This window comes from Pseudoduganella sp. R-34 (assembly GCF_049904655.1).
Classification (GTDB): Bacteria; Pseudomonadota; Gammaproteobacteria; order Burkholderiales; family Burkholderiaceae_D; genus Rugamonas.
On the sequence record NZ_CP184572.1, the window covers coordinates 5,361,539 to 5,384,561 of the forward strand.

The 23,023-nt window shown below is 61.9% G+C and carries 24 protein-coding genes; 11 read left to right on the plus strand and 13 right to left on the minus strand.

Features of this window, described 5'->3' with window-relative positions:
* Nucleotides 1-52: 52 nt before the first annotated feature.
* Genes rph through ACN9MW_RS24595 form a run of 3 tightly spaced genes read right to left on the minus strand, consistent with a single transcriptional unit; the run spans nucleotide 53 to nucleotide 2,720 of the window.
* Entirely contained in the window at nucleotides 53-781 is a 729-nt protein-coding gene (gene rph / locus ACN9MW_RS24585; RefSeq protein WP_426163683.1) for a ribonuclease PH, read from the minus strand.
* Nucleotides 782-788: 7 nt separating this feature from the next.
* Nucleotides 789-1,721 (minus strand): PP2C family protein-serine/threonine phosphatase, encoded by a 933-nt coding sequence (locus ACN9MW_RS24590; RefSeq protein WP_426163685.1) that lies wholly within the window; start codon nucleotides 1,719-1,721, stop codon nucleotides 789-791.
* A 12-nt stretch (nucleotides 1,722-1,733) separates the two neighbouring features.
* Nucleotides 1,734-2,720, minus strand: a complete 987-nt coding sequence (locus tag ACN9MW_RS24595; protein WP_426172292.1) for a serine/threonine protein kinase — start codon at nucleotides 2,718-2,720, stop codon at nucleotides 1,734-1,736.
* Nucleotides 2,721-2,817: 97 nt separating this feature from the next.
* Between ACN9MW_RS24595 and ACN9MW_RS24600 the strand changes: the two genes are divergently transcribed.
* Nucleotides 2,818-3,708 (plus strand): YicC/YloC family endoribonuclease, encoded by an 891-nt coding sequence (locus ACN9MW_RS24600; RefSeq protein WP_426163688.1) that lies wholly within the window; start codon nucleotides 2,818-2,820, stop codon nucleotides 3,706-3,708.
* Between the two features lie 84 nt (nucleotides 3,709-3,792).
* Here ACN9MW_RS24600 and ACN9MW_RS24605 read toward each other — a convergent pair whose 3' ends face one another.
* A complete protein-coding gene (locus ACN9MW_RS24605) occupies nucleotides 3,793-5,094 on the minus strand; it encodes a M20/M25/M40 family metallo-hydrolase (protein ID WP_426163691.1) in 1,302 nt (433 codons plus the stop codon).
* Between the two features lie 51 nt (nucleotides 5,095-5,145).
* Between ACN9MW_RS24605 and ACN9MW_RS24610 the strand changes: the two genes are divergently transcribed.
* On the plus strand, nucleotides 5,146-5,895 hold the full coding sequence (locus tag ACN9MW_RS24610) for a DUF72 domain-containing protein (protein ID WP_426163693.1): 750 nt from the start codon (nucleotides 5,146-5,148) through the stop codon (nucleotides 5,893-5,895).
* Here the strand turns inward: ACN9MW_RS24610 and ACN9MW_RS24615 are convergent.
* Entirely contained in the window at nucleotides 5,892-6,776 is an 885-nt protein-coding gene (locus tag ACN9MW_RS24615) for an alpha/beta fold hydrolase (RefSeq protein WP_426163695.1), read from the minus strand. The two genes, ACN9MW_RS24610 and ACN9MW_RS24615, sit on opposite strands and share 4 nt — an antisense overlap.
* Nucleotides 6,773-7,354, minus strand: coding sequence for a TetR/AcrR family transcriptional regulator (locus ACN9MW_RS24620; protein WP_426163697.1), 582 nt, complete (start codon nucleotides 7,352-7,354; stop codon nucleotides 6,773-6,775). The genes ACN9MW_RS24615 and ACN9MW_RS24620 overlap by 4 nt, the downstream gene beginning before the upstream one ends.
* 122 nt (nucleotides 7,355-7,476) lie before the next feature.
* Here ACN9MW_RS24620 and gmk point away from each other — a divergent pair, with 122 nt between their 5' ends.
* From gmk to ACN9MW_RS24635, 3 genes are read left to right on the plus strand one after another with little or no spacing between them, the layout of a single operon-like run.
* Nucleotides 7,477-8,118: a guanylate kinase gene (gmk, locus tag ACN9MW_RS24625; RefSeq protein WP_426163700.1), complete on the plus strand. Its 642-nt coding sequence runs from the start codon at nucleotides 7,477-7,479 to the stop codon at nucleotides 8,116-8,118.
* 40 nt (nucleotides 8,119-8,158) lie between these two features.
* Nucleotides 8,159-8,362, plus strand: a complete 204-nt coding sequence (rpoZ, locus tag ACN9MW_RS24630) for a DNA-directed RNA polymerase subunit omega (RefSeq protein ID WP_005665923.1) — start codon at nucleotides 8,159-8,161, stop codon at nucleotides 8,360-8,362.
* Nucleotides 8,363-8,386: 24 nt separating this feature from the next.
* Nucleotides 8,387-10,666 (plus strand): RelA/SpoT family protein, encoded by a 2,280-nt coding sequence (locus ACN9MW_RS24635; RefSeq protein WP_426163704.1) that lies wholly within the window; start codon nucleotides 8,387-8,389, stop codon nucleotides 10,664-10,666.
* 6 nt (nucleotides 10,667-10,672) lie between these two features.
* Here the strand turns inward: ACN9MW_RS24635 and ACN9MW_RS24640 are convergent, their stop codons facing one another.
* The 6 genes from ACN9MW_RS24640 to greB all read right to left on the minus strand — a co-directional run bounded on the left by ACN9MW_RS24640 (nucleotide 10,673) and on the right by greB (nucleotide 15,915).
* Complete coding sequence (locus ACN9MW_RS24640) at nucleotides 10,673-11,308, minus strand: transposase (protein ID WP_426163706.1); 636 nt, start codon at nucleotides 11,306-11,308, stop codon at nucleotides 10,673-10,675.
* Nucleotides 11,309-11,418: 110 nt separating this feature from the next.
* Nucleotides 11,419-12,642: an ABC transporter permease gene (locus tag ACN9MW_RS24645; protein WP_426163708.1), complete on the minus strand. Its 1,224-nt coding sequence runs from the start codon at nucleotides 12,640-12,642 to the stop codon at nucleotides 11,419-11,421.
* A 3-nt stretch (nucleotides 12,643-12,645) separates the two neighbouring features.
* Nucleotides 12,646-13,329 carry an ABC transporter ATP-binding protein gene (locus ACN9MW_RS24650; RefSeq protein ID WP_426163710.1) on the minus strand — a complete coding sequence of 228 codons (684 nt, stop codon included), beginning with the start codon at nucleotides 13,327-13,329 and terminating at the stop codon, nucleotides 12,646-12,648.
* Nucleotides 13,326-14,543 carry an efflux RND transporter periplasmic adaptor subunit gene (locus tag ACN9MW_RS24655; RefSeq protein ID WP_426163712.1) on the minus strand — a complete coding sequence of 406 codons (1,218 nt, stop codon included), beginning with the start codon at nucleotides 14,541-14,543 and terminating at the stop codon, nucleotides 13,326-13,328. The genes ACN9MW_RS24650 and ACN9MW_RS24655 overlap by 4 nt, the downstream gene beginning before the upstream one ends.
* Nucleotides 14,544-14,550: 7 nt before the next feature.
* Nucleotides 14,551-15,231 (minus strand): YIP1 family protein, encoded by a 681-nt coding sequence (locus ACN9MW_RS24660; RefSeq protein ID WP_426163714.1) that lies wholly within the window; start codon nucleotides 15,229-15,231, stop codon nucleotides 14,551-14,553.
* Nucleotides 15,232-15,351: 120 nt separating this feature from the next.
* The gene (gene greB / locus ACN9MW_RS24665) at nucleotides 15,352-15,915 is read right to left on the minus strand and encodes a transcription elongation factor GreB (RefSeq protein WP_426163716.1); all 564 of its coding nucleotides are present in this window, start codon (nucleotides 15,913-15,915) and stop codon (nucleotides 15,352-15,354) included.
* A 39-nt stretch (nucleotides 15,916-15,954) separates the two neighbouring features.
* Between greB and ACN9MW_RS24670 the strand changes: the two genes are divergently transcribed.
* The 4 genes from ACN9MW_RS24670 (at nucleotide 15,955) to ACN9MW_RS24685 (ending at nucleotide 19,973) form a co-directional block, all read left to right on the plus strand.
* Nucleotides 15,955-16,536 (plus strand): hypothetical protein, encoded by a 582-nt coding sequence (locus ACN9MW_RS24670; RefSeq protein ID WP_426163718.1) that lies wholly within the window; start codon nucleotides 15,955-15,957, stop codon nucleotides 16,534-16,536.
* A 14-nt stretch (nucleotides 16,537-16,550) separates the two neighbouring features.
* Nucleotides 16,551-17,642: a histidine kinase gene (locus tag ACN9MW_RS24675; protein ID WP_426172293.1), complete on the plus strand. Its 1,092-nt coding sequence runs from the start codon at nucleotides 16,551-16,553 to the stop codon at nucleotides 17,640-17,642.
* Nucleotides 17,635-18,282: a response regulator gene (locus ACN9MW_RS24680; RefSeq protein ID WP_426163720.1), complete on the plus strand. Its 648-nt coding sequence runs from the start codon at nucleotides 17,635-17,637 to the stop codon at nucleotides 18,280-18,282. The genes ACN9MW_RS24675 and ACN9MW_RS24680 overlap by 8 nt, the downstream gene beginning before the upstream one ends.
* A gap of 113 nt (nucleotides 18,283-18,395) precedes the next feature.
* Nucleotides 18,396-19,973 carry a GGDEF domain-containing protein gene (locus ACN9MW_RS24685; protein WP_426163722.1) on the plus strand — a complete coding sequence of 526 codons (1,578 nt, stop codon included), beginning with the start codon at nucleotides 18,396-18,398 and terminating at the stop codon, nucleotides 19,971-19,973.
* A gap of 51 nt (nucleotides 19,974-20,024) precedes the next feature.
* Here the strand turns inward: ACN9MW_RS24685 and ACN9MW_RS24690 are convergent, their stop codons facing one another.
* Nucleotides 20,025-20,645, minus strand: a complete 621-nt coding sequence (locus ACN9MW_RS24690) for a hypothetical protein (RefSeq protein WP_426163724.1) — start codon at nucleotides 20,643-20,645, stop codon at nucleotides 20,025-20,027.
* Between the two features lie 348 nt (nucleotides 20,646-20,993).
* On the opposite strand from ACN9MW_RS24690, the gene ACN9MW_RS24695 reads away from it, so the two are divergent.
* Nucleotides 20,994-22,454, plus strand: coding sequence for a flagellin (locus tag ACN9MW_RS24695; RefSeq protein ID WP_426163726.1), 1,461 nt, complete (start codon nucleotides 20,994-20,996; stop codon nucleotides 22,452-22,454).
* A 76-nt stretch (nucleotides 22,455-22,530) separates the two neighbouring features.
* A complete protein-coding gene (locus tag ACN9MW_RS24700; RefSeq protein ID WP_426163728.1) occupies nucleotides 22,531-22,902 on the plus strand; it encodes a flagellar protein FlaG in 372 nt (123 codons plus the stop codon).
* The last annotated feature ends 121 nt before the right edge of the window (nucleotides 22,903-23,023 follow it).

Consider the following 23,023-nt stretch of genomic DNA (forward strand, 5'->3'; position numbering starts at 1 on the left):
TCTGGCCCAAGGGTCTGCCCCTGTTACGCGGCGGCCGCATGGCGGGTCTGCATTACAGGCCGAGTGCCTGCTTCTGCAGCTTGACCAGGTCGCGGATGCCGCCTTCTGCCAGGTCCAGCAGGCGGTTCATCGCCGCACGGTCGAAGGCCGCGCCTTCTGCCGTGCCCTGCACTTCGACGAAGGCGCCGGCATCGGTCATGATCACGTTCATGTCGGTGTCGCAGTCCGAATCTTCCAGGTAGTCCAGGTCCAGCACAGGAACGCCCTGGTACACGCCAACCGAAATCGCTGCGACGAAATGCTTGACCGGGATGGTTTCGATCATGCCCCGTGCCTTCAGTTTGGAGAAGGCGTCATAGGCCGCCACCATCGCGCCGGTGATCGAAGCGGTGCGGGTGCCGCCGTCGGCCTGGATCACGTCGCAGTCCAGTTGCAAGGTGCGCTCGCCAAACGCTTCCAGGTCAAAGGCAGCGCGCAGCGAACGGCCGATCAGGCGCTGGATCTCCTGGGTGCGGCCGCTTTGCTTGCCTTTTGCCGCCTCGCGGTCCATGCGTGAATGGGTGGAGCGCGGCAGCATGCCGTATTCCGCCGTCATCCAGCCCTGGCCCTTGCCCTTCAGGAAACCGGGCACGCGCTCTTCGATGCTGGCCGTGCAAATCACCTTGGTGTCGCCGCACTCGATCAGTACCGAACCTTCGGCGTGCTTGGTGTAGTCGCGGGTGATGCGGATATTGCGCAGCGCATCGACAGCGCGGCCGCTCGGGCGGTTCACAGTGGTCATGGAATTCCTATTTCAGTAACTGGGTAGATTTCTCGATGGCGCCGCGGATTTCCGCGATCGCCTTTTCAATTTCGTCATCGTCGAACACGTCGACTTCGGTCTTGGCGCCGTGGATGGTGGTGCTGACCACATCGTCCGGCAACTGCTCGGTCGAAATCACGGTCGAACCGCCGTGGGTGGTCGGCGTGCCATCGGCCACCAGCGCTCCCTGCCACATGATCGCCAGCGCCGTCACATTGTCGCTAGTATCGCCGGCACGGCGCAGCGCGGTGGCCAGCATGTCAGGCACCGCCCGCACCACGGTCTGGGTGGTCAGCATCTGCACCAGTTCTTCATCGGTGCACATCGACCACAGGCCATCGGAGCACAGCATCAGCGTATCGCCCGGCAACAGGTTGGCGCGGCCCGAGATCTCGATGCGTGGCGCGCTGCCCGCGCCAAGGCAGGCATACAGCTTGTTGCGGTCCGGGTGGGTATTGCGTGCCGACGCCGGGATCAGGCCCTTCTCGATCATGTTCTCGACATGCGAGTGGTCGCGCGTGCGGCCGTGCACCTGGCCATTGCGCACCCAGTACAGGCGCGAATCGCCGCAATGCGCCCACACGGCGGTATTGTGCTGCACCAGGCAAGCCACAATGGTCGTGCGCGGGGACTCCGGCATGTTGTGGGTCATCGTGTAGGTGTGGATGTCGTTGTGCGCAGCCGCCAGCGCCTCTTCGAGGAAGCGCTCCGCCCCTTTCACGTAAGGCGTGGCCTGCTGCTGGAACATCTGGGAAATGGTGCGGGTGGCGATGGAGGCGGCGATTTCACCGCGGGCATGGCCTCCCATGCCGTCGGCCAGCACCAGCAACAGCGCGTCGCGCGTGAAGCTGTAGCCCATCCGGTCCTGATTGACCTTGCGCCCCCCGATATGCGTTTCCTGGTAAACGGCGAATTGCATGGCATGGGCTCCTTATTTCGGTGTGCGCGGGGCCGCGTGGCGGCCGAATCCGAGCTTGCCTGCCAGCTTGCCCAGCTTTTCCAATGCCCCCGGCGGAGGCGGCGGTTCTTTCGGTGCGGGCGCCTGCGCCAGCAGTTTTTGCAGTTCGAACAGGCTTTGCGGACGGGCCAGCGGATCGATGTCCAAAGTCCATCGTACCAGCTTCACCAGCTCCGGCGAATAGAGGATTTCCAGCTTCTGGAAATGCGGCTCCATCTTGTCCTCCTTGCGGCGCTGGTCTGCCGGCTGCGGGGGTTGGCCGAGCATGCAGGCAAACATCGAAGCGCCGATCGAATAGACGTCGGTCCACGGGCCCAGCGCCTCAGTCTTCGAATACAGCTCGGGCGGCGCGAAGCCGGGAGTGTACATCGGCATCAGCTTCGGGCTGTCGGTATTGACGGTCTGGCGCGCCGCGCCAAAGTCCAGCAGCATGGGCGTGCCGTCCGTGCGCAGGTAGATATTGGCCGGTTTCAGGTCCAGGTGCAGCAGCTTGTTGGTGTGCACCTCCCGCAAGCCTTTCAGCACCTGCGTGAAGATCTGGCGCACGAACGCCTCGCTGCAATTGCGGCCCTTGCTGCGCTGGCGCTGGATGTGGTCCTGCAGGGAATGGCCCGACTCGTAGGCCATTACCATATAGACAGTTTCGTTGGCACGGAAGAAATTCAACACCCTTACAACATTTGGATGCGAAATCTTTGCAAGTGCACGACCCTCTTCAAAAAAGCACTTCAGCCCGATCCTGAAGACCGGCAAGTTTGCTTTTGTAACCACAGGCACCATCTCGCCCTCTTGACGCAATGCAAGGCTGCTTGGTAAATATTCTTTAATTGCTACTGCATTACCTTCGGCGTCGTAGGCCAGGTACACAATACTGAACCCGCCTGACGCAATTTTCTTTACAATGCGGTATCCAGCAATTTCCAGACCATCCGGTAATGGAGCGTTGTTCTGAGCTGCCATAAGTTTCCTCGCTTCAACTAAACCGGATTGTGTGGGACAAAGCAATATATTGTAAAGACAAAGACAAAATCGGGGATATCCTTTGAGCATTTCCAGCATGACTGGCTACGCAGTGGCCACCAGCGAAAGCGCGGCGGGCACGCTGACAATTGAGATCAAGAGCGTCAATTCCCGCTTCCTTGACCTTCAATTCCGAATCAACGACGATCTCCGCGCGCTCGAACCCGATTTGCGATCTGCCATCATGGGCGCCATCACCCGCGGCAAAGTGGAGCTGCGACTGAGCTTCGGCCGCAAGGCAGTAGCAGCAGGCACCCAGGCCCTGAATGTAGCCCTGCTCAACGAACTGGCGCGCCTGCAAGGCGAAGTCAGCCAGCATTTCAGCGGCGCGACACAGATGAGTGTTGCTGAACTACTTCGCTGGCCAGGGGTTGTCGAAGAAGCACAAATCGGCCAGGAGTCGCTTCAGGCCGATGTTTCCGCCCTGATGACCCGGACCCTGGAAGCCTTTGTCCAGAGCCGCCAGCGCGAAGGCGCGGCGCTGGAAGCGATGCTGGTTTCGCGCATCGAAGCGATGGAAGCCATCGTTAAACGAATTACCCCACTAATTCCTCAGGTAGTTGCACAATTCCAACAAAAAGCCGTGGAGCGCATGCAAGAGGCGCTCGGTTTGGCCTGCCAGGGATCAAACACCGCCATGTCGCGCCAGGACGCGATGGAGCGCATCCGCCAGGAAGTGATCCTGTACGGCATCCGCATCGACGTGGCCGAAGAGCTGGGCCGCCTGTCGGCCCACCTGGGCGAAACCCGCCACATCCTGAAAAAAGGCGGCCAGGTCGGCAAGCGCCTGGATTTCATGATGCAGGAGCTGAACCGCGAAGCGAATACCCTCGGCGCCAAAGCCTCGGTCAAGGAACTGGCCGACGCCTCGATGGAGCTCAAGCTGCTGATCGAGCAGATGCGCGAACAGGTCCAGAACCTAGAATAAAGAAAGTCGGGGTCAGGTCTGGCAATCCGCCACATTTTTCGCTATGCGAAAAATGTGGCGGATTGCCAGACCTGACCCCGACTTTTATCTTGTGAGGCGGTACAGCAGTATCGCCGTCCGAATCGCTCCCTGCTCGATCGAGCGCACTTCCAGGTCTTCTCCCGGCGCGTGGGCGCCTTTGCCGGTGGCGCCGAGCCCATCCAGGCTGTCGACGTAGGGTGCGACGAATTGCACGTCGCCTGCGCCACGCAGGCCGGGTGGCAGCGCGGCGATCGGCCCCTGGCCGGCATCGGCGCTGGCTTTGGAATACATCTCCAGCACTTTCAGGTTGCCTTCGGTTGGCGCCATGGGTGGGTAGCCGTCTTCGAAGCGGATCTCGGCGCTGGTGCCGGGCAAACTCTGCGCGACGATTGCGCGCATGCGGGAGCGTGCCTGCTCGCCCTGTTCCGCCGTCAGGAAGCGCAGGTCGCCTTTCACGATCGCGCTATTGGCGATGACATTCGATTTGCCGAAAGCCGTGCCTTTGGCTGCGGCGCCGTCATAAGTGACTTCGGTTCCACCCAGGATCAGGCCGGGGTTGTAAGTCAGGTTCGGTTCCTTCAATTGCTGGCGGAAGGCGTCCAGGATGCGTGCCGTTTCGTACACGGCGCCATACCCGGCATTGGCGTTGAAGATGCCGGAAGAGTGGCCTTGCTTTCCCTTCACTTCCAGCCGCCAGGACGTCGAAGAGCGGCGGCCGATGGTGCCGGTGGCCTTGCCGTTTTCGTCGAGCACCGTCGCCTCAAACGCCAGCGCGACGTCGCTGCGCTTGGCCAGGTTGACCATGTCGCGCCGCGAGATTTCTTTCGGGTCTCCCGCGTTTTCTTCGTCGCCGGTGAACATCACGCTGATGGTGGTATTGTCCAGCGCGCCCGCCGCATGCAGCGCGCGCAGCGCTTCGATGATGATGACATCTCCGCCTTTCATGTCGTTGACACCCTGGCCAGTGGCCCGGTCGCCCTGGCGCTCCCATTTCTGCATCGGTGTATTCGCTTCAAACACCGTGTCAAGGTGGCCGATCATCAGCACTCGCTTGCCTTGCTTGCCTTCGCGCGTGGCGACCAGGTGGCCGGCGCGCTGCATCGCTTGCGGCATGTCGACCCACTGCGTCTTGAATCCCAGCTTGTCCAGTTCAGCCTGGAAGACCTTGCCGACTTCGCGCACGCCTTTGTGATTCATGGTGCCGCTGTTGATGTTGACCGTCTTTTCCAGCAGCGCCAGCGCCTTGCCCGAATTGGCCTTGACCAGGCCGACGATGCGTTCTTCTTCAGGTGACAGCGATTGCGCGGCGGCGCCTCCCATCAATCCGGCGGCGAGCAGCGAAACGAACAGGCGGGATATTCGCATTTCTGGCATCCTCCTTGAAGTGTGTTCGAAACTCTACTACGGAAAATCGAAATGAACATCCGCGTTGGCATCGGCGGCTGGGACTACGCTCCCTGGCGAGAAACCTTCTACCCTCCCGAGGTGCCGCTCAAGCGCGCGCTGGAATATGCAAGCAGCGTGCTGACCAGCATCGAGATCAACGGCACCTTCTACCGCAACGCCAAGCCGGAGCACTTTGCCGGCTGGGCCGAGCGCACGCCGGACGATTTCGTGTTTGCGGTGAAGGCTTCGCGCTACGCCACCAACCGCAAGGTGCTGGGCGAGGCGGGAGAGTCGATCGAGCGCTTCATGGATAGCGGCCTGGCCGAGCTGGGCGACAAACTGGGTCCCATCCTGTGGCAACTGGCCGCCACCAAGCGCTTCGATCCGGACGACCTGGAGGCTTTTTTCAAGCTGCTGCCCAAGAAGCTGGGCAAGCGCAAACTGCAGCATGTGCTGGATGCGCGGCATGACAGCTTCATGTGCCCTGAGTACCTGAAGCTGGCGCGCAAGCACAAGGTCGCAACGGTCATTACCGATTCGCCGAAGTACCCCAACTTCGCCGAAGTGACGGGCGACTTCGTCTACGCACGGCTGATGGATGCGCAAAGCGACATCACTACCGGCTACACCAAGCCCGCATTGAAGAAGTGGGCCGCACAGGCGCAGGAATGGGCCGAAGGCGGCAAGCGCGACGCCTTCGTCTACTTCATCAACGGCGCCAAAGAGCGCGCGCCGGCCGCCGCACAGGAATTATTGCGCGTGTTGGGCGCGAGGCGTTAACGTCCAAGGCCATCGAACCACTCCAGCGTGCGCGCCCACAAAGGCTCGGCGTGCTGGCGGAAGTAGCCCATGTGCCCCAGTTTGCCCAGCCCTGCGGCGGCCGGGTCGATATCCACGCCATGCCACGGCGCGTTGCGGTAGCCGGACATCAGCGCATCGCGCGACCGCGGCGGCGCCCACAAGTCGTCGGTAGCATTCAGCGCCAGGATCGGCGTGCGCACCTTGGCGAAACCGTCCGCAATTTCCGGCACTTTGGGGTCATCGAGGAAGTAGCGCGGGAATTTGCACCAGTGCTTCCACTGGCGATACACGCCCATCGGCAAATCCTCGCCCATGCCAAGCTTGCTCCAGGCCAGGCGCCCTTTCCAGCGCGTGACAATCGGGCCAACCACATGCCACATGGCCAGTACGCGCAAACGCTCCAGCCGCGGCATCCACCCATGCCAGCCGGCGCCGACACCGAACAGGTAGACGCCGGCGATCTTCTCATGGTTCGGCACCAGTCCCAGTGCGTGGCCGCCATAGGAATGCCCCACCATGTACAGCGGCGTGCTGTCGGAAGGCGCGAAGTATTCGATCACCGCGTTCAGGTCCAGCCGCGCCCAGTCGAGAAAGCTGGCCTCAAAGCCGCGCAGGGTTTTCGGCGCCGAACCGCCCACGCCGCGGTAGTCGAAAGTCAGCACGGTGTAGCCCTGCCCCGCCGCGAATTCGGCAAAGCGACGGTAGAAGCCTTGCGGCACGCCAGTGGCGCCGGCCACCAGCAGGCGAGCTTTCTCCGGGCCGCGGGCGCGATAGCACATCGCGGACAGCGGATAGCCGTCGACTGCGCGCAGTTCCAGTTTTTCCGCCAGGAGCAAGGCGGCGGCAGGCATATGGCTCATGTTTTTTTCTCCACTTTCAGCATTGGCATCAGAGCGTCCATGGTCTGCACCATCGGCGCGGTGTCGCCCGCCACGCGGGCTTGCAGCAGGCCGCCTTCGTAGGCGGCAAGGATCAGGGCGGCGATGCCCTCGGCACGGTGGCGTTCGTGGCCAGCCTGCACAAGGGCATCGGCCATGCGGCCACGCAGGTTGGCGAAGCCGGTTTTCAGCGCGTCGCGGATTTCGACGTCGTCCGCAGTGGACTCGAGCGCCACGGCGGCCAGCGGGCAGCCCAGTTCGAACTCGCTGTCGTCCAGGCCACGCAGCGCGCGCAGGATCCACGCTTGCAGCGCGGCCAGCACGTCGGGTTCGCGCTCCATGTAAGAGTCGAGCTTGTGGAGCAGGAAGCTGAAGGTGGCTTCGATGGCGGCCACGGCCAGTTGGTCTTTACCGCCGGGGAAATGGTGGTACATCACGCCTTTCGGCGCCTTGGCCGTGGCCAGGATCTCGCTCAGGCCTGCGCCGTGCAGGCCGCGATGCTGCAGCGTCGTGATCATGGCGTTGATCAGGCGCTCGCGGGTGGTCAGTTGGGTGTTCATGCGGTTTACTCTATAGACCGGTCGGTCCAGTGTCAAGAACTGCCTGCGCACCCGGTTTCAACTCTGCTTGCTCCTTGGTAAAATACCTCTTTGGGCGACAGCCCAGCTTTTGAGAATTGCAAATGAGCCAACATTTTTCCGGCAGCCTGTTCATGGTTGCTGCACCATCCGGCGCCGGTAAATCTACGCTGGTCAATGCCCTGCTGGCACAGGAACCGGCCATCAAGCTGTCGATCTCGACCACCACGCGCCAGCCGCGTCCGGGCGAGCAGCATGGCCGCGAGTACTTCTTCACCAGCGCCGAAGACTTCCGCAAGCGCGCTGCCGAAGGCGAGTTCCTGGAGTGGGCCGAAGTGCACGGCAATTACTACGGCACCTCGCGCATCTTCGTGGAAGAGCAAATGAAGGCCGGTACCGACATCCTGCTGGAGATCGATTGGCAGGGCGCGCGCCAGGTCAAGAAGCAGTTCCCGCAAGCGGCCGGCATCTTCATCCTGCCGCCATCGTTCGCGGCCCTGGAAGAACGCCTGCACAAACGCGGCCAGGATGAAGTCCACGTGATCAACCGGCGCCTGCTGGCGGCCGGCGGCGAAATCGCCCACGCGCCCGAGTTTGAGTATGTTATTATCAACGAAGAGTTCCCGGTCGCCTTGTCGGAGCTAAGCGCGATCGTCCGATCGGCCCGTTGCCGGTTTGCGCAACAAGCCGCCCGCAATGCCAGGTTGATGTCCGAACTGGGCATCCACGCCGACCACGCAGAATAATCACCGACGAATCAATACCGAATTTATCCAGGAGTTAAGCATGGCCCGTATCACTATTGAAGATTGCCTGAAGAATGTCCCTAACCGCTTCCAGCTGACCCTGGCAGCCACCTACCGCGCACGCCAGCTGCTGCAAGGCCACACCCCTAAGGTCGAAGCCAAGGACAAGCCAACCGTCGTCGCCCTGCGTGAAATCGCTGCAGGCAAAGTAGGCCTGGAAATGCTGAAAAAGGTCCCTATGTAAGCTGGGAACCTTCTTGTTCCCGATATGAACCTGACTTCCGCAGATCCCAACATCAGCGAACAGCCCGCACGGCGGGCACGGCGCCCGGCTAAGCAACAGCCGGGCGTTGACGTTTCTGCACCAACCGTTTCCACTTCTGCACTGGCGGCGCCTACCGTGGCCACTGGCGTCGCAACGATCACCCACCTGACCGAAAAGCTGTCCGAGTACATGGGCGAGGCCGACCTGAAAAAGGTCAAGGAAGCCTATCGCTTCTCGGACGAGATGCACCTGGGCCAGGTACGCAAGTCGGGGGAACCGTACATCTCGCACCCGATCGCGGTGGCCGAGATCTGCGCCGACTGGAAACTGGACGCGCAAGCCATCATGGCGGCGCTGCTGCACGATGTGATGGAAGACCAGGACGTCAAGAAGGACGAGCTGATCGAACGCTTTGGCGCGCCGGTGGCGCACCTGGTGGACGGCTTGTCCAAGCTGGAAAAAATCGAGTTCCAGAGCCAGATCGAAGCGCAGGCGGAAAACTTCCGCAAGATGCTGCTGGCCATGGCCTCGGACGTGCGCGTGATACTGATCAAGCTGGCCGACCGCCTGCACAATATGCGCACGCTGGAAGTGATGATCCCGGCCAAGAAGCGCCGCATCGCCGCCGAGACGATGGAAGTCTACGTGCCGATCGCGCACCGCCTTGGCCTGAACAACATCTACCGCGAACTGCAGGACCTGTCCTTCTCCCACCTGTACCCGGTGCGCTACCACGTGCTGGCCAAGGCCGTGAAAGCGGCACGCGGCAACCGGCGCGAAGTGGTGTCGAAGATCCTCGACGCGGTGAAGAACACGCTGTCCATGGCTGGCATCGAGGCCGAAGTCTATGGCCGCGAAAAGACCCTTTACGGCATCTACAAGAAGATGCGCTCCAAGCACCTGTCATTCTCGCAGGTGCTGGACGTGTACGGCTTCCGCGTGGTGGTCGACAGCTTCCCCAATTGCTATGTGGCGCTGGGCACCCTGCACTCGCTGTACAAGCCGATGCCGGGCAAGTTCAAGGACTATATCGCGATCCGCAAGCTGAACGGCTACCAGTCGCTGCACACCACCCTGATCGGCCCGTACGGCACGCCGGTGGAATTCCAGATCCGCACCCAGGAAATGCACCGCACCGCCGAATCGGGCGTGGCCGCGCACTGGCTGTACAAGAGCAACGACGCCAACATCTCGGACATGCAGCAGCGCACCCACGCCTGGCTGCAATCGCTGCTCGACATCCAGCAGCAGACCGGCGACTCGGCCGAATTCCTGGAGCACGTCAAGGTCGACCTGTTCCCCGATTCGGTCTATGTGTTCACGCCGAAGTCCAAGATCATCGCCCTGCCCCGCGGCGCTACGCCGATCGATTTCGCCTACTCGATCCACACCGGGATCGGCGACCACACGGTGTCGGTCAACATCAACGGCGAAGCCGCCCAGTTGCGCACCGAACTGCGCAACGGCGACATCGTCGAAATCGTTACCGACCCGAACTCCCGCCCAAGCCCGACCTGGCTGTCCTTCGTCCGCACCGGCAAGGCGCGCTCGGCGATCCGCCACCACCTGCGCACCATCAACCTGCCGGAATCGATCCGCCTCGGCCAGCAACTGCTGGCGCAGGCGCTGGATGCGATCAGCGTGCCGGGCGAGCTGCCGCCGCCGCTGATGGAACGCCTGCTGAACGAATCGTCGGCCAAGTCGATGGAAGAACTGTATGCCGACATCGGCATCGGCAAGCGCATGGCCGCGCTGGTGGCGCGCCACATCTTCGGCCTGCTGGGCGGAGAGTCGGCCAGCGCGCCGATCGAGCACACCAGCCCGAAAGAACTCGACCCGGTCACGATCTACGGCAGCGAAGGCGTGTCGGTGCAGCTTGCGCCATGCTGCCTGCCGATCCCGGGCGACCATATCGTCGGCCAGTTGCGCCGCGACCAGGGCCTGCAGGTGCACACCGGCGACTGCTCGGTGGCCAAGCGCTCGAAGCAGAAAGAGCCGGAGCGCTGGATCGCCGTCAAATGGGGCACCGAGATCAACCGCCGCTTCGACAGCCGCATCCGCCTGATCATCAACAATGAGAAGGGTATTTTGGCCCGGGTGGCCGCCGAAATCGGCGAAAGCGACGGCAACATCACCTTTGTCGGCATGGATGAAGACCGCGACCATGTGCTGCACCAGCTGCGCTTCACAATCCAGGTAAAAGACCGCGTCCACCTGGCAGCATTAATCCGCAACGTAAGAAAAGTGGCAGGCGTCAACCGCGTCACCCGCGAGCGCGCGTAGAAGGTGTCAGACCCTGCGGGTCTGACACCGGTTTACCGGTTTTAAAGCGGCATCCCCCAAAGTTGCAAACCGAATCCGCTCCAGGTCTTTTTCCGAAAATGGGGTATCAAAAAGCGCCCGATAAGCGCGCTGCCGCTCCAATGCATTCATCCCCAAGCCAAGATAAACCGAATGCTGGCACAGCAAATCATCCCTGACACCTTCTGCATTTGCCCGATAGCTCGACCACTTATAACCACCAGCAAACTCCACCATTCCAGCGCGAACTGGATTGAGTTCAATATAGCGCTGACACAAGAGCAAATATGCTTCGCTGTCGATTTGTGACGAGTGATATCGACCATCCCACATTGGACCTGTACCACCATGCCTGACGTGCCGCCAAAGTGCAGTGCGCTGCGCCAGCAACTTCATCATGTTCGCTTGCGCATTGCGTTCTCGCACTGTCACAAGTAAATGGAAATGGTTTGTCATCAACACATAGGCATGAACATCGCAGTGGGCTTTAAGACTATGTTCCTTGAGCAGGGAAAGGAAACCTCGCCGCTCGTCATCGTCATGAAAGCAACACTGGCCGTTGTTGCCACGCTGAACCAGATGGAGACAGGTGCCTGGTGGGTAATTGCGCAGTGGGCGGGGCATTTTCTCTCTCCTTTAAACCGGCAAACCGGTGTCTGACCCGCCGGGTCAGACACCGCCAGTTCAAAGGATAGCGATGTGGCGGGCGTGGGCTTTGTGCGGGCGCAATCAGCCTATTCGTAGCGCAGGGCTTCGATCGGGTCGAGCTTGGCGGCTTTGGCGGCGGGCAGCACGCCGAAGATCACGCCGACGCCGGCGGAGAACATCACCGACAACGCGACCGCCCACCAGGGCACGTATGCGCCGGGGAAGTCGGGAATCACGCTGGCGATCGCGTGGCCCAAGCCATAGCCGAGCAGGACGCCGATCGCGCCGCCCAGCATCGACAAGGTCACCGCTTCGATCAGGAACTGCATCAGGATGTCGCGGCTGCGCGCGCCGATTGCCTTGCAGATCCCGATCTCGCGCGTGCGTTCGCTGACCGACACCAGCATGATGTTCATGATCCCGATTCCGCCCACCAGCAGCGCGATGCCGACCACGCCGCCCATCACCAGCGTGACCGTGGTGGTCACCGTCTCAAAGCTCTTGAGGAACTGGTCGGAAGACTGGATCTCGAAATCGTCCTTCTGGTCCGCGTGCAGGCGATGCGCTTGCCGCATCACCGTGGCAATGCGCGCCTTGAGTTCTTCGGTGCGGCCAATGTCGCTGATCGACACCGTGATCGACATGCTCGGCTTGCGGGTGTTGCCGATGACGCTTTGACCGGTGCGGAACGGTACCAGCACCTGGTCGTCCTGCGACATGCCGAGGATTTCGCCCTTCTTCTCCAGCACCCCGACAATCTTGAACCACTCGCCCGAGAACTGGATGAACTCACCCAGCGGATTGTCGGGAAGGTGCAGCAGCTCGATCATCTTTTCGCCGATCACGCACACCCGCCTTGCGCTCGCATTATCGGACTCGCTGATGAAACGCCCCAGGCGGGGATAGCTGCCATTCACTTCCATGAAGGCCGCCGTCACGGCCAATTGCTGGCGGCTGGACGCAGTCTGGTTGCCGTAGCGGATTTCACTTCCGGGGAACATGAATGCCGGGCTCAATTCGCGGATGCCTTCCACGTGCCCGCGCAACTGTTCGACGTCTTCGAACTGCAGGTAATTGATCTTGCCCCGCATGACGTCCTTGAAGTCGTTCTTGGCATGCACCGTCAGCGCATTGCCGCCCAGGCCTTCGAACTGGCGCGTGATCGACTGCGACAAGCCCTGGATCAGCGAGATCACCGTAATCACCGACGCCACGCCGATGATGATGCCCAGCGAAGTCAGGAAGCTGCGCATGCGGTGCGCGCGGATGGCCGCCATCGCCGAGCGAAGCGCTTCGATAAAAATGTACATCGGCTAGCCTCCTGCCACGCGATGGTCGGACAGCACGCGCCCATCCTGCAGCCTCACGATGCGCTGGCATTGTTCCGCAATGTCAGGTTCGTGCGTCACCATCACGACCGTCTGGCCGTTCCGGTGCACGTCCTTGATCAAGGCCATGATTTCGCGCGTGGTGGCCGAATCCAGGTTGCCGGTCGGTTCATCGGCCAGCAGGATCGATGGCTTGCCCACCAGTGCCCGCGCGATCGCCACCCGCTGCCGCTGGCCGCCGGACAGCTCGTTGGGCCGGTGATGCATGCGCTCACCCAAGCCGACGTGCTCCAGCGCCTCGCGCGCCATGCGCTTGCGCTCCGATGGCGGAATGCCGCGGTAGATCAGCGGCTGCGCCACGTTATCCAGCGCAGTGTGGCGAGGCAGCAGGTGGAAGCTCTGGAAGATGAAGCCGATTTCCTCGTTGCGCACCTGGGCCAGGTCGTCGCTGGCCATGGTCGCCACATCTTTGCCGTTCAGGAAATAGGTGCCCGCGCTCGGCCGGTCCAGGCAGCCGACGATATTCATCATCGTCGATTTGCCGGAGCCCGAAGCGCCGATAAACGCCACCAGTTCGTTGCGCTCGATGTGCAGGTCCACACCCTGCAAGGCATGCACGGTCTGGTCGCCCATCTGGTATTGCTTGGTGATGCCGGTCAGCGTGATCACGGCTTGCTTCCATCGGCGACCTTGAGGGCCTTGGACTCCGCCGCCTTGGCCTTGACGGCAGTTCCTTCACGCAGGTCGCGCAAGGTGCGCGCCGGCCCCACTGCAACGGTCTCGCCGAGCGCCAGGCCCTTGGTGATCTCCTGGTTGCTGTCGTCAGACAAGCCCAGTTCCACGGCGCGCTTCTTCGCCACGCCGTCGACAATCGCGTAGACATAATTGCTGCGCTTGCCCTTGCCTTCCGAAGCCTCGGTCAGTTGCACGGCCTGCAGCGGAACCACCGGCCGCGGCGCGCCGTCGCCGGTCACGATCTCGGCACGGCAGGTCATGCCGGAGCGCAGCGCAAGCTGGTGCTGCGCCAGCTTGACCTTGACCACGTAGCTGCGGCCCTGGCTCGTAGCCTGGCCCAGGCCCTGGGGCTTCGGCGCCAGCGAGACCGATTCCACCCTGCCGCTCAGCGGACGGTCGGCATAGGCCGAGGGGAAGATGCGCGTCTTCAGTCCTGGCGCGACGTTGGCGATATCGCCTTCGTCCACGTTTACCTCCGCGATCATGGAGCTGACGTCGGCGATCGTCATCAGGCTGGAGCCGGCAATCCCCGTAGCGCTGGCCACGGCCGTTTCACCGGCCTTGATCGAAACGCTGGTGGCGGTACCCGAAATCGGCGCCCGCACCTCGGTCTTGGCCAGGCGCTCCTGCGCCAGCGCCAGCATCGCCATCGCTTGCTGACGGCTTTCACGCGCACTGCGCAGCGACACCACCGCCAGGTCCACCGCCAGCTTCGCATCATCGAGGCGCGACACATCGATGAACTTGGCAGCGGCAAGCTGGCGCGAGCGCTCCAGCTTGCGCTGCTGGTTTTCCAGGTCGATCTGGGCGCGGTCCACGCTGACGGCCGCGTTGCGCACCGCCGCTTCCTGCTGCGCCACATCGGCTTTGTAGGTGCTCGGATCGAGGCGCAGCACGACCTGCCCTTTTTCGATCTTGTCGCCCTCCTTCACCAGCACTTCCGACACCTTGCCGATCACTTCCGGCGACAGTTGCACCTCCTGGCGGAACACCAAGCTGCCGGACGCCAGCACCGCAGGATAAATCGCCTTGTTCTCGACCTTGGCCAGTTCGGCTTCGACCTTCGGCGGCGAGCCGCCGAACTTGACGGCGACAGGAATGCCGATGAAGGCCGCCACCACGGCCAATGCAATCAGTTTGCGTTTCATGCGCGCCTCAATTCTTGAACAGGATCCAGGCGGTCCAGCAGCCGTAGATCACGACATACGGCAGCGCCGCGATGATGGCGCAGGTCGTGGTGCTTTTACCGGTCCAGGTACGCAGGCCGATCGCAGCCAGCAAGACCACCCAGATATCGGTGAGCTTGAGTGCGCTGGCGATGCCCGCCCATGGCGTATGCGGCGCAGCGTGCACCAGCAGGAAGTTCAGCGACAGCATGTCCGCTTGTTCGAGCGCCAATTGGCCCTTGCTGGTGATGATCTGCAGCGCCATCAGCGGCACGCCGATCAGGCCTGGCAGCGAGGCCCATGCCGCCAGCGAGAAGCCGGACTTGAAGCTCAGGTCCATGCTGGCCAGTTTCCCCGCCAGCCAGTAATACAGTCCCAGCAGGCAGTAGATGAACAGGGTGCCCACGATGATGCCCGCCACGCCCATTCCCATCATCACGCCGCGTGTCATGGTTTTGCTGGCCGCCTCGCGCTGGTCGGCGGGCATGTCCGGCGGGAAGGTGTTCATCATCATCCAGTCCCAGTCGACGGTCTGGAAATACCAGACCAGGATGCCGATACTGCTCACGTAAAGCAGCAGCAGCGGCAACCACGCCCGCGGGCGCTCCTTCAGCGCCGCGAACGCCGCGGATGGATCATAGAAGACCTGCGTCAGTTGAGCGAAAGCCATGCGCACACCTTGCCATAAAAGTAATTAAAAATTTATTATAACAACTTGGCAAAGTTGCACTGATAATACTTTGGCGATGAATTGCTGCTGCAGGCCGCTATTGCGGTATCCCCGCCTTGCTCAGGCGTTCGGGGAGGGGTAGCTGACTTCCAGGATTTCCAGTTCTTCGGCGCCATTCGGCGTGTGCAGCAGCACTGTGTCGCCCTCGCGTGCTTTGGTCAGCGTGCGGGCGACCGGGCTGATCCAACTGACCTTGCCCTTCAGCGGATCGAATTCGTCGATGCCGACGATGGTGATGGTGTGCTCCTCGCCGTCGCGCCTGGCGTAGGTGACGGTGGCGCCGAAGAATACCTGGTCGTTGCCATGGTGGATGCTGGGATCGACTACTTCGGCCAGGTCCATGCGCTTGGTGAGGAAGCGAATGCGGCGGTCGATTTCGCGCAGGCGGCGCTTGCCATAAATGTAGTCGCCGTTTTCGGAACGGTCGCCGTTCGATGCGGCCCAGTGCACCACCTTCACCACCTCGGGACGCTCGACATCGATCAGCTGCAGCAGCTCATCCTTGATGCGCTGGTAGCCAGCCGGCGTAATGTAGTTCTTGGAGCCGGGAGGGATCGGCGGCGCACCTGGCGGCAGGTCGTCGTCATCGTCCTGCTCACCCTCTTTGACAAAAGCTTTGTTCATAACCGTTTTCTAATTATTTGGTGCAATAATGGCACTCACATGAAGCGATTGTACACACTCAGGCGGCGCCTGTTCGCCCCCCTCGTCTACTGCGCAGCCCTGTTCCTGATCTTCGAGGAATGGCTGTGGGATCTCGGGGCGCGCCTGATGGCGATACTGGCTCGCTTCCCGCCGTTGCGGGCATTGGAGCGCATCATCTGCAGCCTCGGCCCCGCTGCCGCCATGGCCGTGTTCCTGCTGCCGGCACTGATGCTGTTCCCGGTCAAGCTGCTGGCCCTGTTCGCCATGGCGCGGGGCCATGCCTTCATGGGCATCAGCGTATTCGTGCTGGCCAAGGTGGCTGGCGCCGCCGCCGTGGCGCGGCTGTATGCCCTGACCCGCCCGTCGCTGCTGCGCCTGCGCTGGTTCGCCTGGCTGCACGGCCGCTTCATGGAATTGAAAGAACGCTGGATCGCGCGCCTCAAAGCCACTGCCGCCTGGCGTGAATGCCGCGCCCTGGTCGACCATGTGCGCGAATGGCTGCGCCGCTGGCGCGCCGGCTGGCGCCGCGGCCGTTTCGCCGCCCGACCGATGCGCGTGCTGCGCCGCTTCAGCGCGTTCTGGCGCATGCGCCGCCGCTGACAATTCAACCACATATGCGTCCAGCCTTGCCGACCGCCCTCCACCATATCGCCGCCAACGCTCCCGGACTGGTCTACCAGTTCCGCCGCCATCCTGACGGCAGCGTGTCCTTCCCCTATTTGAGCGATGGCTGCCTGGCCCTGCTGGGCATCAACGCCGCCGAACTGCAGGCCGAACCTGAGCGTTTCCTGTCGCTGGTGCTGCCGGAAGACCGCCCCGCCTACCTGGAGTCGATGCAGTCCTCGGCCAATTCCCTGTGGAGCTGGAACTGGGAAGGCCGCATCTGGGTCGAGGCCTGGAAAGACGTCAAGTGGATCAACCTGCGCAGCACCCCGCATGCCCTGCCCGATGGCGGCGTGCAGTGGGAAGGCATCATGTCCAACATCACGGAGAGCAAGCAGGAGCAGCTCGAAGTGCGCGCCAGCCGCGCCCGGCTGGCCGAGCTGACCGCCCATATCGAACGGGTCAAGGAGCAGGAACGCGAACGCATCGCGCGCGAAATCCACGACGACCTGGGCGGCAACCTGACTGCCATCAAGATGGCCCTGGCCATGCTGGCCGCGCGCCTGCCGGAAGGCGATGACACCCTGCAGCAGAAGGCGGCCTACGTCGACTCCCTGGTCGACCGTACCATCGATGCCGTGCATCGCCTGACGCTCGACCTGCGCCCCTCGGTACTGGACTTCGGCCTGCTGCCGGCGCTGGAATGGCAGGTCAAGGAATTCGAAGCCCAGGCCGGCATCGCCTGCACCCTGCAGGCCAGCATGAAGGAACTCGAACTGGACCCCGAACAGGCGGCAGCCCTGTTCCGCATCGCACAGGAAGCGTTGACCAATATCGCCAAGCACGCGCAAGCGAGCGCGGTCACCGTCAAGCTGACGCGCAGCCGCGGCGTCCTGACCCTGAAGATCATCGACAATGGCCGCGGCATCCGCCCGTCCGACCGCGCCAAGCCCGACTCCTTCGGCCTGCGCGGCATGGCCGAGCGCGCGCGCGCGCTGGGCGGCACGCTCAACCTGGGTCATGCAGCCGGCGGCGGCACCGAAGTGGCGATCAAAATCCGCCTCCCGGCCCACGCGCCAGACGTTACAATGGGTCATGAGTGAAAAAGCCGTCATCAAAGTATTTATTGCCGACGACCATGCCATCGTGCGCGAGGGCCTGAAGCAGATCCTGGCTGAAACCAAGGACATCGTCGTCGCCGGCGAAGCGGAAAATGGCCTCGATGCCATCAAGCTGTTCCGCAAGTCCGGCTGCAATGTCCTGCTGCTCGATATCTCCCTGCCCGACCGCAACGGCATCGAAGTGCTGAAACAGGTCAAGAAAGACAAACCCGAGCTGGCCGTGCTGATGCTGTCCATGCATCGCGAAGACCAGTACGCCATCCGCTCCCTCAAGGCCGGCGCTGCCGGCTACCTCACCAAACAAAGTGCACCGAAAGAGTTAGTAAATGCAATCCGCCAGTGCGCAGCGGGGTTAAAATATGTTAGCCCGGCACTGGCCCAGGAATTGGCCAACCATGTCGGCGAGGACCATCAGGCTGCGCCGCACGAAACGCTGTCCGACCGCGAGTACCAGACCCTGACCATGATCGCCTCCGGCAAGACCGTAGGCACCATTGCCAAGGAGCTATCACTCTCGGTCAAGACCGTCAGCGAATACCGCTCCCGCCTGCTGGCCAAGATGAACCTGAAGAACAGCGCCGAACTCACGCACTACGCCATCAAGAACCAGCTGATCGATTAGAAAATGATGCCAAGAAGTAAGCACATTTTCTCCCGTTTATCATTGAATCATGCGACTGGACAGTGGCTTAAGATGCTGGTAATCGGTAAACCTTAATGAAGGCTGTACGTCAGATGTCTAGCAAACCCACCAATCCAGCCGCGGCGGACATGAATCCGGCTGATATCGCTCGCGAGGCATTCCGCCGCCTCGCTGTGCGCCGGATTGCCCCTACGCCAGACGCGTATCGCGACATCTACAATGAAATCGCCGGCATCGTGCCGGTGCCGCCGGCCCCGGTCGTGCAGGAGAGCCCGGCAGAAGCCATGCTGGTCCAGTTCGCCGCCCGCCTGACCGACCAGCCGGGCGACCTGGCCGACTTCGGCCGTCGTTTCAACCGTGCCGTCAAGGCGCGCGACTGGGATACCTACGCCCGCACCCTGGCTGCCCTGGCCGAACGGCCCCTGGTCAAGGTCGGCGCCGGCGGCCTGGTGCCTGAAGAAAACAACGAACAGGCGCGCCTGCTGCGCGAACTGCTGAGCCGCACCCTGACCTTTGCCGTCGCTTCCTTGCTGTCCGACAGCCCGAACCTGGTGGCCGAAGCCGAGTCGCTGGGTGCCGCCACCAAGGAAGCCCATACCGAGGCTGCGCTGACCGAGATCGGCAGCCGCCTCAAGGAGCTGTGTTACCAGATCGAGATCCGCAGCGGCGACACCGCCGAGCAGCAAGAACTGCTGCTGCGCCTGTTCCGTCTGCTGCTGGAAAACGTCAGCGAATTGCTGGATGACGACTCCTGGCTGCGCGGCCAGATCGACGCCGTGCAAAACCTGATTGCCGGCCCGATCGACCAGCGCGCGCTGGAAGAAGCCACGCGCAGCCTGAAAGACGTCATCTACAAGCAGAGCCAGCTCAAGCACTCGATCACCGACGTCAAGGCCACGGTCAAGAACATGATGATGACCTTCATCGACCGCCTTGGCGCTGTAGCGACCTCGACGGGCGACTTCCACGAAAAGATTGGTGGCTATTCCGACAAGATCCGCGCCGCCCGCGATATCGGCGAGCTGAACCAGATCCTTGACGACGTGCTGAAGGAAACCCGCCAGGTACAGAGCGAAGCCCTGAAGGCGCGCGACAATATGATGGTGGCGCGGCAGGAAGTGCAGGATGCCGAAGCGCGCATCCACGCGCTGGAAGCGAAGCTGCAGCACCTGAGCGAACTGGTGCGTGAAGACCAGTTGACCGGCTCGCTGAACCGGCGCGGCCTGGACGACGTGTTCGAACGCGAAACCGCGCGCGCCGACCGCCGCGGCACGCCCCTCTGCATCGCCGTGCTGGACCTGGACGATTTCAAGAAGCTCAACGACACCATGGGCCACATCGCCGGCGACAACGCACTCAAGCACCTGGTCAAGGTAGTCAAGGAGACCCTGCGCTCGATGGACGTGATCGCCCGCTTCGGCGGCGAGGAATTCCTGATCCTGCTGCCCGAGACGACCATCGAGGCGGCGGAAGCCACCATGACCCGCCTGCAGCGTGAACTGACCCGCCACTTCTTCATGCATGAAAACGAAAAGGTACTGATCACGTTCTCGGCCGGTGTCGCCCTGCGCCGCCCGCACGAGGGTCAGTCCGACCTGGTCAAGCGCGCCGACGAGGCCATGTACAAGGCCAAGAAGTCGGGCAAGAACCGCGTGGTGGTTGCTGAATAGCAGGCTCAGGGCCTGAGCGAAAGAGCCCGCCCATGGCGGGCTCTTTTCTATTTAGCGCACGCGCCGGGCCGCCAGGTTTCGTGCCAGCGCCAGCATCGCCAAGCCCAGCAGCGTGAGCATGCCGGCGCCTGGCGCCGGCACATCGGAGGCCGGATCCGTTGCGGCAGGGTCCGGGATCATCCAGGTGGTGAAGGCCAACGAGCGGTCGGTTCTCCGCATCGGGAAATCCGAAAAGTTGTTCTTTTCGTACAGCGGCCCCAAGCCATGCTGCACCATGAATGCGCTGCCACCACCGCCAACATCAAAGACGATGTCGTCACCTGCATTCACGTGCAGCTTAAAGCCTGTCAAATCGACCAGCGTCCCGTCCAGGCGAGACGTAAACGGTGCAGTCCAGCCATCGGTCTGCCAGCTGTCGCCGCCGCCAATCTTGATCTTGACGCTGGTCGTCTGCCAAGTGTAGCCGGGGGCCGTGAATATGCCCAATCCCGACAGGAGTCCGGTTTGGGTCGCGAAAAAATGCTGTTGGTAATGACTATGGATCGCATCGACCGCGGCGCCCGGCCAACTGACCGGGTTATTGACGTCGACGACGGGCAGGACGCCGGCGCACGCCTGGGTACAAGCCACGGCGCATAAGGCGGCAGCCAAACGTTGAGGGAGAATATGCATTGTGATTAACAAAGAGTTATCGGAATTGCATAGTACTCAATATATTTCCAAATGCAAACGTTAATTACCAAGCATAAACATCCCTATTTCTCCGCCCGCCGAACTTTTTTTGCGCGTGAAAAATATTTTTTTTCGGCCTAAAGTTCATGAAAAGCCCGCCGACTAAGCGGCACTCCGTAGGCAACTTGAGGGGTAAAACAGGGGGATTTGCCGGCTAAATCGCCCTAAAGGTTCCCGTGCGGCAACCGTTACCCAAAACAACAGCGGCTTGATCGTCACAAGAACAGCGTGGCGGGCCAAAGTGAATGAGCAAATTGCCCAATCAGTAGTACCGAATGGAGAAATACCATGGCTTCCGTAATTAACACCAACATCTCGTCCCTGAACTCGCAGCGCAACCTGAACGCATCCCAGAGCAGCCTGTCGACCTCCCTGCAACGTCTGTCCTCCGGCCTGCGTATTAACAGCGCTAAGGACGATGCGGCTGGCCTGGCAATTTCGGACCGTATGAATTCCCAGATTCGCGGCATGAACCAGGCAATGCGCAACGCCAACGACGGCGTTTCGCTGGCTCAAACCGCTGAAGGCGCGCTGGCTTCCTCCGGCGACATCCTGCAGCGTATCCGTGAACTGGCAGTGCAGTCCTCCAACGCAACCAACTCGGCTTCGGACCGTCAGGCGCTGCAGACTGAAGTTGGCGAACTGGCATCCGAACTGAACCGCGTTGCCCAGACCACCAACTTCAACGGCAAAAACCTGCTGGACGGCTCGATGGGCACCGCCACCTTCCAGGTCGGCGCTGACGCCAACCAGACCATCCAGGCTGTTGGCGCCAACTTCCTGACCAGCACCTACGGCGACAACCGTATCGAAGGCGCGCCTGCTGCCGTGACCGCTGCCAACACCTCGGCTGCCACCACCGCGACCATCAACGGTTCCCGCGGTTCGGCAACCATCACCACCTTGGCCGCTACCAGCACCGCCAAGTCGGTCGCTGCCAGCATCAACGCACAGACCGCCAACACCGGCGTCACTGCATCGGCCAAAACCGACGCTGCACTGACCCTGGGCGCTGAGTCCTACACCATGACCGTCGAAGGCGACAACGCTGGCTCCCCAGTGACCGTGTCCTTCACCATCGGTACCGGTGCCAACTCGGCTGACGACTATGCTTCGGCGATCAATGCCTTCAATGCGCAATCGTCCAAGACCGGCGTGACTGCCCAGTACGACGAGACCAACAACAAGCTGAAACTGTCGCATTCGACCGGCTCCGACATCAAGCTGACCAACACCAAGACCGGTGGCAACACTGTCCTGAGCGCACAGAACTACAACGCCGCTGGCGCGCTGAACGGTGCAGCCAACGCGATGACTGCAGCAGCTGCTGTGTCGACCGTGATGGGCCGCGTGACCATGGACTCCGAGAGCTCGTTCTCGGTGACGGAAGCCGCTGCAACTGGCTTCAGCCTGGCTGGTGGTTCGACCCTGAAGTCGGTGGCAACCCTGGACGTGACGACCTTCGACAACGCCCAGCTGGCAATCAAGATCGCTGACGCCGCCCTGGCTTCGGTGAACAGCCAGCGCGCATCGTTCGGCGCACTGCAGTCCCGCTTCTCCTCGACCATCTCGAACCTGAGCGCGACGACCGAGAACCTGTCTGCATCGCGCAGCCGTATCGTGGACACCGACTTTGCTGCAGAAACCGCAAGCCTGACCCGCGGCCAGATCCTGCAACAAGCTGGTACCGCGATGCTGGCCCAGGCTAACTCGCTGCCTAACGGCGTGCTGAGCCTGCTGCGCGGCTAATCGCCAATAAGCTAGGTAAAAAAGCGGTTCCCCGCTCCGGTTCGCCGGACCGGGGAATTTTCCGTAGGAGGTCTGTATGACTATCGATTCAATAACTGCTACTGTGCCGCGCGCTGACCGCGGCATCGCGGTCCCGGATTTCGTGGCCCTCCCGGTGGCAGGCCGCAGCCCGGCTGCTGCGGTGGAAACCATCGATGCGGTCAAGGCCAAGGAAGCAACGCCTTCCAAGAAGGATGTGGAAGAAGCCGTTGCAAAGCTGAACAAGTCGGTGCAGCAGCGGGCCCAAAGCCTGCTGTTCTCGATCGACGATGACAGCCACCGCACCGTCGTCAAAGTGATTGACCTGCATACCCAGGAAGTGCTGCGCCAGATTCCGACTCCGGAAGCCCTGGAGATCGCCAAGGCGATCGACGCCTTCAGGGGTTTGCTGGTCGATCAGGAAGCCTGACCACTAGCAACAGCGTTCCCGGCCCGGCCCTGCCCTTGCGGCAGCCCGGGCTTTTTTGCGCTATGCTGGCCGCAGGGAAGCTTGTCATTTCAGACAAGAATAAACAGGTATTTCCCCCTCT

What these genes read in the sequence shown, in the direction of transcription:
- rph (WP_426163683.1), bottom strand. Translation starts at nt 781, where the DNA reads ATGACCACTGTGAACCGCCCGAGCGGCCGCGCTGTCGATGCGCTGCGC.
- ACN9MW_RS24590 (WP_426163685.1), bottom strand. Translation starts at nt 1,721, where the DNA reads ATGCAATTCGCCGTTTACCAGGAAACGCATATCGGGGGGCGCAAGGTC.
- ACN9MW_RS24595 (WP_426172292.1), bottom strand. Translation starts at nt 2,720, where the DNA reads ATGGCAGCTCAGAACAACGCTCCATTACCGGATGGTCTGGAAATTGCT.
- ACN9MW_RS24600 (WP_426163688.1), top strand. Translation starts at nt 2,818, where the DNA reads ATGACTGGCTACGCAGTGGCCACCAGCGAAAGCGCGGCGGGCACGCTG.
- ACN9MW_RS24605 (WP_426163691.1), bottom strand. Translation starts at nt 5,094, where the DNA reads ATGCGAATATCCCGCCTGTTCGTTTCGCTGCTCGCCGCCGGATTGATG.
- ACN9MW_RS24610 (WP_426163693.1), top strand. Translation starts at nt 5,146, where the DNA reads ATGAACATCCGCGTTGGCATCGGCGGCTGGGACTACGCTCCCTGGCGA.
- ACN9MW_RS24615 (WP_426163695.1), bottom strand. Translation starts at nt 6,776, where the DNA reads ATGAGCCATATGCCTGCCGCCGCCTTGCTCCTGGCGGAAAAACTGGAA.
- ACN9MW_RS24620 (WP_426163697.1), bottom strand. Translation starts at nt 7,354, where the DNA reads ATGAACACCCAACTGACCACCCGCGAGCGCCTGATCAACGCCATGATC.
- gmk (WP_426163700.1), top strand. Translation starts at nt 7,477, where the DNA reads ATGAGCCAACATTTTTCCGGCAGCCTGTTCATGGTTGCTGCACCATCC.
- rpoZ (WP_005665923.1), top strand. Translation starts at nt 8,159, where the DNA reads ATGGCCCGTATCACTATTGAAGATTGCCTGAAGAATGTCCCTAACCGC.
- ACN9MW_RS24635 (WP_426163704.1), top strand. Translation starts at nt 8,387, where the DNA reads ATGAACCTGACTTCCGCAGATCCCAACATCAGCGAACAGCCCGCACGG.
- ACN9MW_RS24640 (WP_426163706.1), bottom strand. Translation starts at nt 11,308, where the DNA reads ATGCCCCGCCCACTGCGCAATTACCCACCAGGCACCTGTCTCCATCTG.
- ACN9MW_RS24645 (WP_426163708.1), bottom strand. Translation starts at nt 12,642, where the DNA reads ATGTACATTTTTATCGAAGCGCTTCGCTCGGCGATGGCGGCCATCCGC.
- ACN9MW_RS24655 (WP_426163712.1), bottom strand. Translation starts at nt 14,543, where the DNA reads ATGAAACGCAAACTGATTGCATTGGCCGTGGTGGCGGCCTTCATCGGC.
- ACN9MW_RS24660 (WP_426163714.1), bottom strand. Translation starts at nt 15,231, where the DNA reads ATGGCTTTCGCTCAACTGACGCAGGTCTTCTATGATCCATCCGCGGCG.
- greB (WP_426163716.1), bottom strand. Translation starts at nt 15,915, where the DNA reads ATGAACAAAGCTTTTGTCAAAGAGGGTGAGCAGGACGATGACGACGAC.
- ACN9MW_RS24670 (WP_426163718.1), top strand. Translation starts at nt 15,955, where the DNA reads ATGAAGCGATTGTACACACTCAGGCGGCGCCTGTTCGCCCCCCTCGTC.
- ACN9MW_RS24675 (WP_426172293.1), top strand. Translation starts at nt 16,551, where the DNA reads ATGCGTCCAGCCTTGCCGACCGCCCTCCACCATATCGCCGCCAACGCT.
- ACN9MW_RS24680 (WP_426163720.1), top strand. Translation starts at nt 17,635, where the DNA reads ATGAGTGAAAAAGCCGTCATCAAAGTATTTATTGCCGACGACCATGCC.
- ACN9MW_RS24685 (WP_426163722.1), top strand. Translation starts at nt 18,396, where the DNA reads ATGTCTAGCAAACCCACCAATCCAGCCGCGGCGGACATGAATCCGGCT.
- ACN9MW_RS24690 (WP_426163724.1), bottom strand. Translation starts at nt 20,645, where the DNA reads ATGCATATTCTCCCTCAACGTTTGGCTGCCGCCTTATGCGCCGTGGCT.
- ACN9MW_RS24695 (WP_426163726.1), top strand. Translation starts at nt 20,994, where the DNA reads ATGGCTTCCGTAATTAACACCAACATCTCGTCCCTGAACTCGCAGCGC.
- ACN9MW_RS24700 (WP_426163728.1), top strand. Translation starts at nt 22,531, where the DNA reads ATGACTATCGATTCAATAACTGCTACTGTGCCGCGCGCTGACCGCGGC.